16 protein-coding genes are annotated in these 14,665 nt (G+C 62.4%); 6 read left to right on the top strand and 10 right to left on the bottom strand.

The features are described 5' to 3' along the window. Nucleotides 1-4 precede the first annotated feature (4 nt). Nucleotides 5-841: a DUF1641 domain-containing protein gene (locus tag EPL01_RS09210; protein WP_135824967.1), complete on the top strand. Its 837-nt coding sequence runs from the start codon at nt 5-7 to the stop codon at nt 839-841. Between the two features lie 293 nt (nt 842-1,134). Next, a complete protein-coding gene (locus tag EPL01_RS09205; protein ID WP_135824966.1) occupies nt 1,135-1,812 on the top strand; it encodes a peroxiredoxin in 678 nt (225 codons plus the stop codon). A gap of 98 nt (nt 1,813-1,910) precedes the next feature. Here EPL01_RS09205 and EPL01_RS09200 read toward each other — a convergent pair whose 3' ends face one another. The 8 genes from EPL01_RS09200 to EPL01_RS22420 form a co-directional block, all read right to left on the bottom strand. Next, entirely contained in the window at nt 1,911-3,326 is a 1,416-nt protein-coding gene (locus tag EPL01_RS09200) for an arylsulfotransferase family protein (protein ID WP_135824965.1), read from the bottom strand. 248 nt (nt 3,327-3,574) lie between these two features. Then, complete coding sequence (locus EPL01_RS09195; protein WP_135824964.1) at nt 3,575-3,808, bottom strand: hypothetical protein; 234 nt, start codon at nt 3,806-3,808, stop codon at nt 3,575-3,577. Nucleotides 3,809-4,079: 271 nt separating this feature from the next. After that, nucleotides 4,080-5,501 carry an NCS2 family permease gene (locus EPL01_RS09190; protein WP_135824963.1) on the bottom strand — a complete coding sequence of 474 codons (1,422 nt, stop codon included), beginning with the start codon at nt 5,499-5,501 and terminating at the stop codon, nt 4,080-4,082. A 176-nt stretch (nt 5,502-5,677) separates the two neighbouring features. Further along, nucleotides 5,678-6,394 carry a phosphoribosyltransferase family protein gene (locus EPL01_RS09185; RefSeq protein ID WP_135824962.1) on the bottom strand — a complete coding sequence of 239 codons (717 nt, stop codon included), beginning with the start codon at nt 6,392-6,394 and terminating at the stop codon, nt 5,678-5,680. 395 nt (nt 6,395-6,789) lie between these two features. Next, complete coding sequence (pyrE, locus tag EPL01_RS09180; RefSeq protein WP_135824961.1) at nt 6,790-7,311, bottom strand: orotate phosphoribosyltransferase; 522 nt, start codon at nt 7,309-7,311, stop codon at nt 6,790-6,792. Between the two features lie 77 nt (nt 7,312-7,388). Next, a complete protein-coding gene (locus EPL01_RS09175) occupies nt 7,389-7,763 on the bottom strand; it encodes a winged helix-turn-helix transcriptional regulator (RefSeq protein ID WP_135824960.1) in 375 nt (124 codons plus the stop codon). Between the two features lie 504 nt (nt 7,764-8,267). Then, nucleotides 8,268-8,813 (bottom strand): CDP-2,3-bis-(O-geranylgeranyl)-sn-glycerol synthase, encoded by a 546-nt coding sequence (locus tag EPL01_RS09170; RefSeq protein ID WP_135824959.1) that lies wholly within the window; start codon nt 8,811-8,813, stop codon nt 8,268-8,270. A 250-nt stretch (nt 8,814-9,063) separates the two neighbouring features. Then, nucleotides 9,064-9,192, bottom strand: a complete 129-nt coding sequence (locus EPL01_RS22420; protein WP_281275350.1) for a hypothetical protein — start codon at nt 9,190-9,192, stop codon at nt 9,064-9,066. Nucleotides 9,193-9,224: 32 nt separating this feature from the next. Between EPL01_RS22420 and EPL01_RS09165 the strand changes: the two genes are divergently transcribed. Further along, nucleotides 9,225-10,061 carry a proline dehydrogenase family protein gene (locus tag EPL01_RS09165; protein WP_135824958.1) on the top strand — a complete coding sequence of 279 codons (837 nt, stop codon included), beginning with the start codon at nt 9,225-9,227 and terminating at the stop codon, nt 10,059-10,061. A 104-nt stretch (nt 10,062-10,165) separates the two neighbouring features. On the opposite strand, the gene EPL01_RS09160 is transcribed toward EPL01_RS09165, so the two are convergent. Then, nucleotides 10,166-10,543 (bottom strand): HVO_A0114 family putative DNA-binding protein, encoded by a 378-nt coding sequence (locus EPL01_RS09160; protein WP_135824957.1) that lies wholly within the window; start codon nt 10,541-10,543, stop codon nt 10,166-10,168. A 297-nt stretch (nt 10,544-10,840) separates the two neighbouring features. On the opposite strand from EPL01_RS09160, the gene EPL01_RS22725 reads away from it, so the two are divergent. Beyond that, entirely contained in the window at nt 10,841-11,197 is a 357-nt protein-coding gene (locus tag EPL01_RS22725) for a DUF7718 family protein (RefSeq protein WP_449272270.1), read from the top strand. 119 nt (nt 11,198-11,316) lie between these two features. Further along, a complete protein-coding gene (locus EPL01_RS09150) occupies nt 11,317-11,925 on the top strand; it encodes a DUF502 domain-containing protein (protein WP_135824955.1) in 609 nt (202 codons plus the stop codon). 94 nt (nt 11,926-12,019) lie between these two features. Here EPL01_RS09150 and EPL01_RS09145 read toward each other — a convergent pair whose 3' ends face one another. Continuing rightward, nucleotides 12,020-12,955, bottom strand: coding sequence for a branched-chain amino acid transaminase (locus tag EPL01_RS09145; RefSeq protein WP_135824954.1), 936 nt, complete (start codon nt 12,953-12,955; stop codon nt 12,020-12,022). 187 nt (nt 12,956-13,142) lie between these two features. Here EPL01_RS09145 and EPL01_RS09140 point away from each other — a divergent pair, with 187 nt between their 5' ends. Next, nucleotides 13,143-14,498 carry an aspartate aminotransferase family protein gene (locus EPL01_RS09140; RefSeq protein WP_135824953.1) on the top strand — a complete coding sequence of 452 codons (1,356 nt, stop codon included), beginning with the start codon at nt 13,143-13,145 and terminating at the stop codon, nt 14,496-14,498. The last annotated feature ends 167 nt before the right edge of the window (nt 14,499-14,665 follow it).

Below are 14,665 nucleotides of genomic sequence, written 5' to 3'. Positions count from 1 at the left end.
CACAATGTCAGACACTCAAACACAGGCGGCGACAGACGTCGAGGAGCGAGACCTCGACGAACTCGTCGCCAAGATAGAAGCGAACGCCGACGACCTCGCGGAACTGTTGGACCTGCTCGACGCGACGCAGGGACTGGCCGAGGAGTTGGTGCCCGAACTCGTGGAGGTCACCCGCGAGAACCGCGAACCAATCGAAGAGCTACGGATGGCCTTCGAGAAGGAAGAGACGCTGGTCCTGCTCCAGCGCGTCGGCGAGAGCTCCGAGCAACTGGTCGAACTGCTGGACCTGCTGGAGGTCTCGCAGGGACTGGTCGAGGACCTGCTTCCGGAACTCATCGTGGTTGCCCGCGAGAACCGGGAGACCGTCGAACGCCTCCGGTACGCGTTCGAGAAAGAGGAGACGATACTGCTGCTCGAACGCCTCGGGCAGAACACCGACGTCCTCCTCGAACACGTCGAACTGCTCGAAGTGACGAAAGACCTCGCGGACGACCTCGTGCCCGAGGGCATCGACCTCGCGCGGGAGAACCGCAAACCCATCGCCGAACTCCGGATGCTGGTCGCCGGTTTCGCCGATGCTCGGTCCGAGCGCGAGACGCCCGACATGTACGAGTTGGGTCAGAACTTGGAGAATCTGGTCGCGGTCGGCGAGACGGCCGCCCAACCGGAAATCGCCGAGGCGCTACAGGCCGGGATGACCGCGTTCACCGACGACACGGAACCGAAGAAGGTCGGCCCGCTGGGCCTGTTCTCGGCGCTTCGGGATTCGGACGTGAAGCGCGCGCTCGGCACGCTGGTCGAGGCGCTCCGCCGGATGGGAACCGCCCTGCAGAAGAAGTAGCGAAGTCGGCCTAGCCCCCGATACTCACGGGGCATATTCACGTACTTCTTTTTCGACAGCTATCCGTTAGCTGTCGGTAGGAAAGGCAGACTTGTGTACGTGGCAACTTTCTGTGTCATCGAAGGAATCAACTCCTCCGGGCAATTTCTCGAACGCGACTCGGCCGAACCGTAGCGTGCTATCTGATTTCGAATCCCGAAAATATGTTTTATGATTCCTCTAAGCTAGTTTTGGAAGTAATAACTTCCCCTTTGGATGCGGGTATATTTTTGGGGGTTCTACGACCAATTGCGATGTCAGACGAAACCGAAACTGCCCGAGACGGTATGCCGCTCATCGGCGACCAGTTCCCCGAAATCGAAGCCGAGACGACTCACGGGACGCTGTCGCTTCCCGACGACTACGAGGACGAGTGGTTCGTCCTGTTCAGCCACCCCGGCGACTTCACGCCGGTCTGTACGAGCGAGTTCGTCGCCTTCCAGCAGCGTAGCGACGAGTTTGCGGACCTCGACGCGAATCTCGTCGGTCTCTCGGTAGACCGCGTCCACTCGCACCTCAAGTGGACCGAGTGGATCGACGAGGAACTCGACGTAGACATCGAGTTCCCCATCATCGCCGACGAGCGCGGTCGAGTCGCCGAGAAACTCGGCATGCTTCATCCCGGTGCCGGGACTGCGACGGTCCGGTCCGTATTCCTCGTAGACCCCGACGGCGTTCTGCGACTCATCCTCTACTACCCGATGGAAATCGGCCGAAACATCGACGAGATTCTCCGGTCGCTGAAGGCGCTCCAGCTCTCGGACGACGAGGACGTCGCGGTCCCCGGCGATTGGCCCGACAACCAGAAGTTCGGCGACAAGGTTCTGCTCTCGCCGCCGAGTGACGCCGAGGGCGTTGAGGCCCGACTCGAAGCGGCCGAAGACGAGGACTACGACTGCAAGGATTGGTGGTTCTGCCTCGAAGACGCGTAAGGTTTCTCGCCGACTCCGTCCATCGACTCTCGTTTCCCGCCTTTCCTGACTCCCGCTTTTCCTGACTCTCGCCTTTCCTGACTCTCGCCTTTCCTGACTCACGTTCTTTCTGTTAGTCGCCTCCGCAATCGAGCGACGCCGCCTCGAATCCGCCTGCGCTGGTAGACCACTTCGCCGAGGCCCCACGCCAGCAGGACGCCGCTGGCCAGTAACGCGGCGAGGAACTCCCAACTCGTCATCCAGATGGGCCGAATCCACGGCGTGACGTGCGCCCAGAAGCGGGCGAACTCCTCGGCCTGCGCGGCGACCGGGGTCTCCTCGAACGTCTCGACCAGCCAGAACGAGACCGTCTTTGTGTCCTTGCCGGAGACCTTCAGGCCGCTCCCGCTGAGGTCGTAGTCGCCGGACTTCCCGAGGTCGCGCATGGTCGGGCCGTCGGGTTCGTCGCCGTAGGCGATGCGTTCGACGTCGTAGGGTGCCCACGGCGCGTGGAACTCCCAGACGACTTCGCCGGTCGGGGTCACCTCGAAGACGCGGTGGTGCATCGTGTCCACGACGAGCGTGTTGCCGTTGGGCAGGCGGTCGGCGTCCCGCGGCCAGTTGAGGCCGCGCGTGCCGATGCTCCACGTTTTCGTCCAACTCCCGTTGCCCGCCGGGCCGCCGGTTCTCTCGTACTCGACCACTCGGTCGTTCTCGCTGTCGGCCACCAGCACCGTCGGCGTCCCGTTCTCGCTTTCGAGGTAGGTCGGGTTGTGCTGTTCGTAGAGGGTCGAATGCTCGCCGTCGCTCCCCAACTGCATCGTGACGTTGCCGGTCGAGCGATTCACCACGATGACTTGGTCGAAGTTGCGCGGCGAGACCAGATACTCGCCCTCCCCGATCTTGTCGATGTCGTTGACGTGGGTCCAGTCCTTCGGCCCGCCGCCGCCCTCCTCGGGGTAGCCGTGGTCGCGGAACTCCCACTCCCAGACGCGCTCGTCGGTCGTCGTGTTGTAGACGAAGATGCGGTCGTCGTATCTCGGTTCGCGCATGTTCGCCACGAGCAACTGGTCGCCGTTGATGAGGTCCACGTCGTGGGTGTCGTGGATGGGCAGGCGCTCGGTCCAGACCCGCTCTTGGGTCTCGGGGTTCAACTCGTAGACCAGCGTGGCGTTCGGCGTCGTCGCGGTCACGAGCAGGTTGCGGTTCTCCAGCGGGTCCACGTCGTAGAACCACCGGGCGTCGAATCCGGACCCGTTGTGGACCCACTCGACGTTTCCGCGCGGGCCGACCGCGACGAGCCTCGCGGGCTTGTTGGCGTTGGCCATCCCCTTGAAGTGAAAGCCCTGAATCGAGATGATCGTGATTCCGTTCGCTGGGTCGTCCACCGACGCGCGGAGGTTCCCGGGGTCCTCGGCGGTTGCGAAGTACGACGCCCCGGAGATGCCAGCGGGCGCGACCAGCGCGAGGACGAGGAGCGCGACCGCGCCCCGGACTACCCACCTGCGGGGAATCGGGCGACTGGGGAGATTCATGTCACCGACCACGAACGCATTGCGATTAAAACTGGGGTAGTGTCGAGTCAGTTAGAGGATATGCGGAGGTGAGCGCGGTGCGGCACGGAAAGTTCTCGCGCACGGAGTGACGGGAATAGATTGGACAGCGACGTCCTCGAAGGCCCTTACTGAGTGCCGCCGGTCGTGCCGTGGCTCTCACCGTTGCGGGGCCAGTCGCGCCAGCGCGACGGCCCCGCCAAGCGAATTTCGACTATCTATAGCCGTGTTTAAAAAAACAAAAACCTATTTTTAGCACGACAAAACAATGCTTTCCCGCGCCTTCGACTAAACCGCCAATCGGTCGGAGAACGACTCGACTTGTCGGTGACGCCGTAGGCCGTCACGCGGCGACCGTTGAGCGAAAAGGAGTCGTACTTCGGCGACTTGACGCCGATGACCTTGTCCGCCGGGATGGAGACGTAGTCGTACTCGTCGGTGGCGACTTGGTTGAACCAGACCACCAGTTTCACCCCTCGATGATGAACGCGGCGTCTACCTGCGTGGCCTCCTCGTCGGCGTAGTAGATTTTCGCTATCGGGTCCGCCGTCGCGTCGGGTTCGTCGTATTCGCTCATTGTCGAAATCTATATCGACAGCTAACGACATGAGCGTTTCCGCGGCGGGGAGTGACTCGCACGAGAAAAACGGGGAGGAGCGAACCGAAGTGGAAGCGAAAGGAGGGGGACAGGAGCGAATCGAGACCGAGCGAAGGGTGAGGAGAGAGGCGGCGACCTCAGACGTTACCCTGCAACATCCCGCTGGTCCGGACGAAGAAGTAGACGACGAACGCGGCCGCCAGCGCCCAGTGGCCGGGCCGGGTGTCCTCGACCTCGCCCGCGGCGAGTTTGACGATGGGGTAGGAGACGATGCCCGCGGCGATGCCGTAGGCGATGGAGAACGAGAACGGCATCAGCAGAATGGTCATGCCCGCCGGGACGACGTTGGTGATGTCGCTCCAGTCGATGTCCACCACGTTCTGGAACATCACGACGCCGATGACGACCAGCGCGATGTGGGAAGCGTACATCGGAACCGCCGCCGCGATGGGGATGAACGCCAGCGCCAGCAGGAACAGGATTGCGACGGTCAGCGCGGTCATGCCGGTCCGGCCGCCCTCCTCGACGCCCGAGGCCGACTCGATGTAGGTCGTGACCGTCGAGGTGCCGAGCATCCCGCCGACCGTGGTCCCGATGGCGTCGGCCATCAGCGGTCGGTCGATGTCGGGGAGGTCGCCGTTCTCGTCGAGGAAGCCAGCGATCTGCGAGACGCCCGTGAGGGTGCCCGCGGTGTCGAAGAAGTCCACGAAGAAGAAGGTGAAGACGACGAGCGCGAACGAGAAGGCCTCGATGTCGCCGAGGCCAGTGAGGAAGGCTCCCGCGAGGGGCGCGATGTTGTACGTCGCCTGCGTCGAACCGGGGGTCAGCGTGCCGCCAGCCACGAGACCGGCCCACTCCGCGCCGTAGCCGAGTGCGGACGTGAACAGGATGCCGAGGATGATCGACCCCGGAACCCCGCGGGCGTAGAGAGCGAAAGTGACGAACAGGCCGACGATGGAGACGATTGCGACCGGACTCTGGCCGATTTGGGCCAGCGCCACGATGGTTCCGGCGTCGCCGGTGATGATTCCCATCGCTTCGAGGCCGATGATTGCGAGGAAGAGTCCGATACCCGTGCCGACCGCGAGTTTCACGGGTTCCGGGAAGATTCGGATGACGTACTCGCGCGCCCCGACCGCGGTGAGCGCGATGAAGACGATGCCCTCGACCACGACGGCCGCCAAGGCCGTCTGCCACGAGACGCCCATTCCGAGGACGACGGTGAACGCGAAGAAGGCGTTCAGGCCGAGTCCCGGCGCTTGCGCGAACGGTCTGTTCGCGTAGAACGCCATCACCAGCGTCGCCACCGCGGCCGAGATGAGGGTCACGACCGCGAGCATCGACTGGGTCTGACTCGTGGAGTAGCCCTGTAGTTGGATTGCCTGTGCCAGAATCTGCGGGTTGACCACGACGATGTAACTCATCGTCAGGAAGGTGGTCAGGCCCGCCACCATCTCGGTCCGGAGGTCCGTCCCGTGCTCGTCGAAGCCGAAATACGACGCGAGCGCACCGGCGGACTCCGATTCGGAGCGGGAGTCGCTTGTTTCTTCGATCCCCATGTTGGACGAGTAGGCATACTCCCGAAAGCGTACTTAAGGGTTCTCATCGAATCCCAGCAAATATGCACAAACATGTATCGAATCTTCGGAGAAACCCGTGAGAAAATCGAAAACCCTGCACGGACGTGCCTACTCAACTCGGCGGTCAGCCGGGTACTCTCGACGCCGCGGTCCGCTTACTCCTCGAACGTCGTCAGCGCGCCGACCGGGGCGTCGGTCCGGCCCTTCGCGCGCTCCAATCCTTCGTCTCCGGCCGCGATGAGCGCGAAGACGCCGCAGACCTGCGCGTCGGCGCGGTCCACGATGTCGAGCAGGAGCTCCTGTGTCTCGCCCGAGCGAATCAGGTCGTCCACGACCAGCACCGATTCCCCGGCGTCGATGGCCGACGAGGGCAGGTAGTAGGTGAGTTCGATGCCCGACTGGAGGCGCTGGCGCGACTCGATGAACTCCTCGACTGCGGTCTCCTTGGACTTCTTGGCGTAGGCGACGCGAGCGTCGAAGTTCCGGGCCATCGCGGACCCGAGGGTGATGCCGTCCGTCGCGGCGGTCAGCACCACGTCCGGGCGGTCGAAGCCCAGCGTCTCGGCGGCGACCGGGGCCACGAGGTCGAGGAAGGACTGGTCGAAGACGACGCTGGAGTTGTCCACGTAGCCCTCGTCGTCCACTCGAATCCGCGACTCCAGTTCGGTGGCGAGTTCGTCGCGGCCGACGCCGCCGACGATGTCTTCCGCTCGGTCCACGCTCGGCAGGACGTGCCCGTTGACGTAGCGATTCAAATCGCCTGCCGGGAGACCGGTCACCTCGGCCAACTCGTCGTAGGTCCGGGTCTCCTTCAGCATCCGGAGGACGGCGACCGCCTGCAACTGGAGGGTCGCCTTCTCTGCGCGGTTCATACCCGCGTCGGATGTATTCCACGAACTTGAACATCCCGGTCCACGGAGGACAGAATTTCAGCAGAACTACGTAATCGTGGGTGTAGTCGGATTTCGAGAAGCGCGACTGACCACCGACTGCGCTTGGCCGACCAGCCGACCGCCGCGCCCGGCCGACCAGCCGACCGCCGCGCCCGGCCGACCAGCCGACTTCCTCGGCGTCTGCGTGAGCGAAGCGAACGCAGGCTTGGAAGACGCGGTTTGTCTTCCAGCGGACTGAAAGGGCGAGCGTGGCTTTCGTTTACCGGAAGCCGCGCGAGGGCTTTCGAGGACGTTGCTGTCGCGTCTACTCTACGGTTTCGAGTGTGAATGCTTTCGAGAATCCCGCTTTTCGTTCCGAGAACTTTCAAAACACGCTACTCCGCGTCGAGGAGTTCCGTCGCGGTCAGCAGCGATTCGAGTTCCACGTCGTAGTCGGCCAGATTCTCGGTCGCGCCCTCCTCGCGGTCTACCACGACGAGGACGCGGTTGACGGTCGCGCCCGCCTCGCGCAGGGCCTCGACGGCGTCGGCGGCGCTCTGGCCGGTGGTGGCGATGTCTTCGAGGACGACGACCTCCTCGCCCTCCTCCAAGCGGCCCTCGATGAGATTGGCCGTGCCGTACTCTTTCTGCTGTTTGCGAGCGATGACGTAGGGATTGCCCGTCTCGACGCTCGTGACCGCCACGAGGGGGACGCCGCCGAGCGCGACGCCCGCGAGTTTGGTGTCGCCGACTCGCTCCGCGAAGGCCTCGGCGATGAGTTCGAGACACTCGGGATTCGTCTCGAAGAGGTACTTGTCCACGTAGTAGTCGCTGGTGCCGCCGTGGGAGAGTTCGAACTCGCCGTACTTGACCGCGTCTGCGTCTCGAAGCGCCGCGATGAGTTCCTCGTTCGTCATTACCCAACAGTCCGGGCGGCGGGAGTGATAAGCCGTTTCGTTTGGCGCGAGGCCGCGGCGCGTCGGCCGAGCGCGGTTCAGTCGTCTCCCACAGCTTCGCTTTCGGCCGACCCCATCTCGACCCACTCGTCGGCCCACGCTTCGAGTTCCTCGAACACCGAGCAGAGTTCCCGGCTCTTGTCGGTCAGGCTGTAGTAGGTGGCGATGGGCTTGTCCTCGACGCGCCGGTTCACGAGGTCGGTCTCCTCCAAGTCGTCCAGCACGCGCGAGAGGGTCCGGGAACTCGCGCCGGTCGAGCGTTCGAGTTCGTTGAATCGCTTCTCGGTCCCGTGGAGGTCGTGGAGGACGACGAGCCGCCACCGAGAGCCGATCTGCTCGATGGCTTCTACCACGGGGCAGGCGTCGGCGTTTTTCTCCTCGGACGTGTCGCTTCGGGATTGAGTGGAGGGCATGGTTGTCGCTGTTCGTCTCTTATTCCCGAAACTGCAAGTAGGTTCTGTTTCGAAGTAGCTTCGGTTCCGAAGCAGGTAACAAAGTGAAAGCTACTGTTGGAAATTCAGCACCGGGAGTCAGGAGCATGCGCAGGTCGGCCGCTTGCGGGCGACCCTGTGCGGAGGCTCAGAGAAACCTATTCAATTACTAAATAATTACATTCCTGTATAAAACAATCCAAAAGGTGCCCCAATCCGGGATATATCGACAATCGCCACGGTGGGCGCGCTTGCGGTGCCGGTTGCGGTTTGCGGTGCGGCCTGCGGTCTGCGGTTGCGGTGCAGTCGCGGTTCACACCAGTCACTCACCGCGAGCGAACGAACGTGAGCGAGCGGACCAAGGAATCCCTCGAAAGCGCGCCGGAGGCGCGCTTGAGGGGGTGACGCCGTGTTTTTGGTCGAGCTTTTTATCGAGAGCAGTCGCCAGCGGCGACTGCGCTCGCAATAAAAAGGTCGTAGCGTCGTTTAGTATGGCTCGTCTTTCAGTCCGAGCGCGTAGGCAATGGCGTTGGTCGAGAGGTGGAGCAGCGGCGTGACCACGACCACGACGACCAGCACCGGAATCGTGAACACTTCGCCGAACCAGTCGGGAGCGGCCAGAAACGAAAGCAGGAGCGCGAACACCACGAAGTCGAGTTGGTCCACGCCGGGGAAGGCCGCGCCGCGCTGGCGGCCGGTCCGGCGCTTGAGGAACGACGCCGCGATGTCGCCGAGCATCGCCCCGGTCGGGAGCGCGAACACGACCGCCAGCGGGAACTCCGGCAGGCCGACCCCGAGGAGGTCCGAGGAGGCCCCCCGAACCGCGTTGAGGACCAGCGCGAGCGCCGCGCCGGCCAGAACCCCCATCGCGGTCCCGCGCCACGTCTTCCCGTCGCCCAGCAAGCGGTCGCCGTTCCACGTCCGCCCGCCGTCGATGGGCCGGCCGCCGCCGGCCAGCACCGCGGCGTTGTTCGGGACGTACGCGGGCAACATCGCCCACAGCGCGATTACGACAGTCTCGAAGACACCCATATGATTCACTAACCGGACGCGGGGTTTTAATGCGGGTGGTTCTGGGAGGACGGTTTTGTTTCTGGAAATACTTCGCTCTTCGTCGTGGAGGGGTTGAGGTGGTGGTCTGGAATGCTCCTGTTCGGTTGCTTTGTCTCGATGTGACCGCAGGAAATTGATTTGTGGTGGTGTCTTTTTGAAGCCCCGGCCGGTCGCGGTCGCTGAGCGACATATCGGCGCTCTCAGCAACACCCGCGCCGATAGAGGTCGCTCAGACGACCACGTAAACGCGACCGACCGGCCCCTTCATCCCACCCACGGTGGTTTGGTCGGGGTAGCTTTCGCGGTAGTCTGGTCGAGAGTCGCGGTCGTCGGGAACTGTCGGGCGCGAATCGCCCACGTTAAAGACCCATCGGTCGAAAGCCCCGACCAATGATACCGCCCATCGCCAGCAAGTTCGTCGCCGGAGAGTCCCCGGCCGAGGCGCTCGAACACACCCGAGACCTCAACGACCGGAACGTGAAGGCCATCCTGAACCTCCTCGGCGAACACTACCACGAGCGAGGTCCCGCCGACGAGGACGCCGAGGCCTACCTCCGCTTGCTGGAGGACATCGAGACGAGCGAGGCCGACGCCTGCATCTCGGTCAAGCCCTCGCAGGTCGGCCTCGACGTGGGCGAGGAGGTCTTCCGCGAGAACGTCGAGCGCATCGCGGACTACGCCGCTGAGCGCGACGTGTTCGTCTGGATCGACATGGAGGACCACGACACCACCGACGCGACCCTCGACAGCTTCGAGAAGCTCACCCGGAAGCACGAGGGCGGGGTCGGCGTCTGCGTGCAGGCCAATCTCAAGCGCACCGAAGACGACTTGAAGCGCCTCGCCGACCTCCCCGGCAAGGTCCGACTCGTCAAGGGTGCCTACGACCCGCCCGCCGAACTCGCGCTCAAGGAGAAGTCGAAGGTCAACGACGCCTACAAGGAGTACCTCGAGTACATGTTCGAGGAGTTCGACGGCGGCATCGCGGTCGGGAGTCACGACCCCGAGATGATAGACTTCGCCAAGGACCTCCACGACGAGTACGGCACCGACTTCGAGATTCAGATGCTGATGGGCGTGCGCGAGGACGCCCAGACGGACCTCGCCGACGAGTACGAGATGTGGCAGTACGTCCCCTACGGCGACAAGTGGATGTCGTACTTCTACCGGCGCGCGATGGAGCGCAAGGAGAACCTGCTGTTCGCGGTCCGGGCGGTCATCGGGCGTTGACAAGGAATTGATGGACCCTTAACGATATATCTCTCCTATGTAATACGTGTACTAATAATCTAGAATTTTGATACTGCGGCCGAAAGCCGAAAAGAAATAAAGAATTACGAGTTTTCCAAGTCGTCGTCTGCCAACATACTTCCTTTGAACACCACAGGTTTCACAAAGATATTCTTATGCGCTAGCACTGGACGTTTCTTTGACCCATTATGTTCGTACTCGACAATCCCTGCCTCAACCAACTTCTTAACGTCCCGGCTGACAATACTCACATTTCGGTCCGTCCGTCTTGCGAGATCACGGACGGACTCAACATTGCCTGTGGCGATTTCCTCGATAAGCTCATTACGAGCTTCTGTGAGGATTTCTTCGGCGGTATCTCGCCGTAGCGTGTGAACGTCTTCGAATCCAGCTCTGTGAATTCCTTTTAGGTATTGGACGAGGTTGTCCGTGTTTGAGTCTGTTTTTCGTTGGGCTTCCATTTTGTTAGGGTCCCTTCCTCCCTATCAGGGGTGGGTACTGTCTTGGGCAATGAGACAGTCATTGTTTTATTTAACGTGGATCGACCCGACCCTAAAGCCGACCCAACGCTGGGTACTGCGATGCCCCGCTAGGGTTGCATTGACTCGCCTGGGTCTTTGGGGCGACCCAGACGACGATTCACCAGTCGTATTGAGGCACTATCTCGGAGGGTCTACTGTATTATATCCTCGGAACGTGCCACCATCGTCTGTCATGGCTCGTGTTTACTTTAGAGGTAAACAGTTAAATAGCTTTGGATGCAAGCCCTCGTTACCGGCGCGCTCCAAGCGTGCCGGACCAAAGTAGCGATGAGCTGTCAATCAATTGACCTTGGTTCTTATCGCGGTCGCCAGTACCAACTCCGGTATCGAGGCGACCCGACGCTGACAGAACCCGACGACTTTGCTGTAGTCGTCCTCTTCGTTAACCCGAGAACAGGCGACCACGTTGAAGTCGTCCGCATTGATAACTCCGACGGTTTCACTCACATGGACTGCCTCTATCGGAGGGACGAACCCAAGCGTGAACTTGACCTTGGGATGTGGGAAGCCGTGGAGAAACTTACTGACGAGTGGAGGTCGTACGCCGAAGAACACCTCAAAGTTCACGGGTAAGCATCGCGCTCACCCTCTCGTAGGGGAAGACATTTCTCGTCTTCCATCATAATTCGTCAGTTCCTGTCTTCGCCGGATAACATCTAGTTTATGGACCTGCGCTCGGATACCTCCGACAAATGTCCTCGTGGAAGCGCGACATCGCAAGCGGCCTCATCGTCATCCTGCCAATCCTCGTCTCGGCGTACATCATCGCGTACCTGTATATGGCCATCGCCGGGGTTCCAGTCCTCCAAGACATCAAACCACCACTCCGCGTGCTGACGGTCCTCGTCGTCTTCTCGATGCTCGTCCTGAGCGTCGGCTACATGATGCGGACCGCGGTCGGGTCACTCGTGGAGGGGGCCATCGACGGCGTGATGAACCGAGTCCCCGGCCTCCGCGTCGTCTACAACGCCTCGAAGATGGCGGCCGAGACGGCCCTCTCGGACTCGACCGACTTGCAGGCTCCCGTCAAGGTCGAGGTCTGGTCCGGCATGCGGATGACCGCGTTCAAGACCGGCAAGACGACCGAGGACGGCCGCGAACTCCTCTTTCTGCCGACCGCACCGAACATCACCACCGGGTTCGTCGTGGAAGTCGACCCCGCCGACTTCGAGGAGACCGACGAGAGCGTCGAGGACGCGCTGACCCGCATCCTCAGCGCCGGATTCGGCGAGACCAACGAGTCGGGCATCCCCATCGACGTGCGAGACGAAAAAGAAACACAGTCGCCACCGCCCCAGTAAGGCGGTTGCTAGAAGCACCGCCCCAGTAAGGCGGTTGCCAGAAGCACCGCCCCAGTAGGCGGTTCAATCGGTCGTTTTCGCGCTTTTTGCTACCTTACTTTTCGACGTACTCGAACCACTCTTCGTAGTCGTCGGTGCGCCGGTTGACGATGTCGAAGAAGCGGCTCTGAATCTCCTCGGTGACGGGGCCGCGGCCGCCGTTTCCGATTTCGACGTTGTCCACCTTCCGGATGGGCGTGACCTCCGCGGCCGACCCGGTGAAGAACAGTTCGTCGGCGGTGTTGAGTTCGCCCCGGGAGATGGTAGCCTGGTCGTGGACCTCGTAGCCCATCTCCTCGGCGATGGTGATGACCGCGTCGCGGGTGATGCCGTCGAGGATGCTCTCGGCCAGTCCGGGCGTGAAGAGTTCGCCGTCCTTGACCATGAAGAGGTTCTCGCCCGGCCCTTCCGCGACGTTGCCCTCCTTGTTCAGGACCAGCGCCTCGGCGAAGCCGTTCCGGCGGGCCTCCTCGCCAGCGAGCATGCTGTTGACGTACAGACCAGTGGTCTTGGCGTTGGTCGGAATCTGGCTGGAGGCGTGCTTGCGCCACGAGGAGACCATGACCTCGACGCCGTTTTCGAGCGCCTCGTCGCCCAGATACGCGCCCCACGGCCACGCCGCGATGGCGGTGCGGGTCGGGCAGTCGCCCGGACTCACGCCGAGGCTCTCGTAGCCGTAGAACGCGATGGGTCGGACGTAACACGAGGCCAAGTCCTGCTCGCGGATGAGCGTCTTGGTCGCCTCGGTGATCTCCTCGGGTTCGTGGTCGATTTCGAGGTCGTAGGGCTTGCAGGAGTCGTAGAACCGCTCTACGTGTTCGTCCCACCGGAAGATAGCCGGTCCGTTCTCGGTGTCGTAACAGCGCACGCCCTCGAAGACGCCGCTCCCGTAGTGCAGGCCGTGAGTGAGGACGTGGATTTGCGCCTCGTCCCAGTCGACGAACTCGCCGTCCATCCAGATCGTGTCCACGTCCATCTCGTCGAAGCTCATACGTGCGAACGAACGGAGGCCTCCTTTAAGAGTCTTCACGGTTCGTCACGGACGATTACCGGAGTCGCTGGCGACTGCCGGAACTCCTTGCCGGAAATCCACAGGTGCCAGGACTTGCTACTGTGCAAACGACTATCACGCTCGGTCCCGTGGGTGAGCGAAACCCGACCCGCGGGAGTGGACGAGCATGACGAACCAACAAACCGACGAGGAGATTTCGGCGAGTAACCTATCCAACACCGACGTCGTCTCGCGTGCCAAGGAGGTCGTCCCCGGCGGCGCGCAGACCGGACTCAGGGCGCAGGCCTACGACTGCGGCGACGTGGCCTTCGACGCCGCCGAGGACGCGACCCTCACCACCGTCGCTGGCGAGGAGCTAACCGACTACCATCTGGCGTTTGGACCCATCGTCCTCGGCCACGGCCACCCCCGAGTCGATTCTGCTGTCAAAGAAGCAATCGACCGAGGAGTCCTCTACGGGACCGGAACCACCGAACTCGAAGTCGAGGTGGCCGAGCGACTGACCGACCTCCTCCCGAGCGTCGAGATGGTCAACTTCGCCAACAGCGGGAGCGAGGCCACCTACCACGCGATTCGACTCGCCAGAGCGCACACCGGCAACGAGAAAATCCTGAAGTTCGAGGGATGTTACCACGGCTGGCACGACTACGTGGACGTGAGCGTCTATCCCCCGGCGGCGGAACTCGGCGACGTAGACGGAGGTCCCGAACGAAGGCCCTACCCCGAGTCCGACGGGATGCTCTCGGCCGCGGTCGAGAACACCGTCGTCGTCCCCTTCAACGACCCCGCGGCCTTCCGCGAGGCGATGGCGACTCACGGCGACGAGTTGGCGGGCGTGATTCTCGAACCGGTGCCCCACTCGGTCGGCTGCCTGCGCCCGACCGACGAGTTCGTGGCGACCCTCGACGCCGAGACCAGCGAGCGCGACGTGCCGCTCATCTTCGACGAGGTCATCACGGCCTTCCGCCACTCCGCGGGCGGGATGCAGTCGGAACTCGACGCCGACCCGGACCTGACCTGCGTGGCGAAGGCGATGGGCAACGGCTACCCGGTCGCGGCGGTCGGCGGGCGGCGGGACCTCCTCGAACAGGCCGGGGGCGACCACGAGTCCGGCGTCGTCATCAGCGGGACCTACTCGGGCCATCCGGTCGGCCTCGCGGCGGCGAGGGAGACGCTGGACATCGTGGACTCCGAGGAGGTGCCCGAACAACTCGCGGACCTCGGTGACCGGTATCGGGCGGGTCTGCGTGACTTACTGGAGGACCACGGCGTCGAGGGTCGCGTGGTGGGCCTCCGGAGTATTTTCAGTCTCCAGTTCGGGGTGACTGGCGAACCGCGCGACTACGAGGACGTGGTCGGACTGGACGAGGAGCGATTTCGGGACTTCGCGCAGGGGATGCGCGACCGGGGCCACTTCTTCACGCCGAATCCGTACAAGCGCCATCACCTTTCGCTTGCTCACGGGGAGGCGGATTTGGATGAATATCTGGACGACGCCGACGAAGTCCTAATGGGAGTATAATTCTATGCTATGTTAACTAGATCGGGATACTACCTTAGTATCTTCAAATATACGGTAAAATAATGAGATGGTTGGATTGACGAACACTTTTAACCTTCAGGACAGAATTTAGTGTTAGCGTTTATGAGAAGAAGTCTTGGCACGTCTCTTCGACGAGAAAGACGTTT

The sequence above is a fragment of the Halorussus ruber genome (genome assembly GCF_004765785.1).
Classification (GTDB): Archaea; Halobacteriota; Halobacteria; order Halobacteriales; family Haladaptataceae; genus Halorussus; species Halorussus ruber.
Note: the sequence above shows the minus strand (reverse complement) of the source record. Positions and strands in the feature narration are given on the sequence as shown.

Excerpts from the sequence above, each read along its gene's own strand:
- EPL01_RS09160 (WP_135824957.1), bottom strand. The coding sequence starts at position 10,543 with ATGGAAGCCCAACGAAAAACAGACTCAAACACGGACAACCTCGTCCAA.
- EPL01_RS09200 (WP_135824965.1), bottom strand. The coding sequence starts at position 3,326 with ATGAATCTCCCCAGTCGCCCGATTCCCCGCAGGTGGGTAGTCCGGGGC.
- pyrE (WP_135824961.1), bottom strand. The coding sequence starts at position 7,311 with ATGACGAACGAGGAACTCATCGCGGCGCTTCGAGACGCAGACGCGGTC.
- EPL01_RS09140 (WP_135824953.1), top strand. The coding sequence starts at position 13,143 with ATGACGAACCAACAAACCGACGAGGAGATTTCGGCGAGTAACCTATCC.
- EPL01_RS09165 (WP_135824958.1), top strand. The coding sequence starts at position 9,225 with ATGATACCGCCCATCGCCAGCAAGTTCGTCGCCGGAGAGTCCCCGGCC.
- EPL01_RS09175 (WP_135824960.1), bottom strand. The coding sequence starts at position 7,763 with ATGCCCTCCACTCAATCCCGAAGCGACACGTCCGAGGAGAAAAACGCC.
- EPL01_RS09185 (WP_135824962.1), bottom strand. The coding sequence starts at position 6,394 with ATGAACCGCGCAGAGAAGGCGACCCTCCAGTTGCAGGCGGTCGCCGTC.
- EPL01_RS09170 (WP_135824959.1), bottom strand. The coding sequence starts at position 8,813 with ATGGGTGTCTTCGAGACTGTCGTAATCGCGCTGTGGGCGATGTTGCCC.
- EPL01_RS09205 (WP_135824966.1), top strand. The coding sequence starts at position 1,135 with ATGTCAGACGAAACCGAAACTGCCCGAGACGGTATGCCGCTCATCGGC.
- EPL01_RS09190 (WP_135824963.1), bottom strand. The coding sequence starts at position 5,501 with ATGGGGATCGAAGAAACAAGCGACTCCCGCTCCGAATCGGAGTCCGCC.
- EPL01_RS09150 (WP_135824955.1), top strand. The coding sequence starts at position 11,317 with ATGTCCTCGTGGAAGCGCGACATCGCAAGCGGCCTCATCGTCATCCTG.
- EPL01_RS09210 (WP_135824967.1), top strand. The coding sequence starts at position 5 with ATGTCAGACACTCAAACACAGGCGGCGACAGACGTCGAGGAGCGAGAC.
- EPL01_RS09145 (WP_135824954.1), bottom strand. The coding sequence starts at position 12,955 with ATGAGCTTCGACGAGATGGACGTGGACACGATCTGGATGGACGGCGAG.
- EPL01_RS22725 (WP_449272270.1), top strand. The coding sequence starts at position 10,841 with ATGCAAGCCCTCGTTACCGGCGCGCTCCAAGCGTGCCGGACCAAAGTA.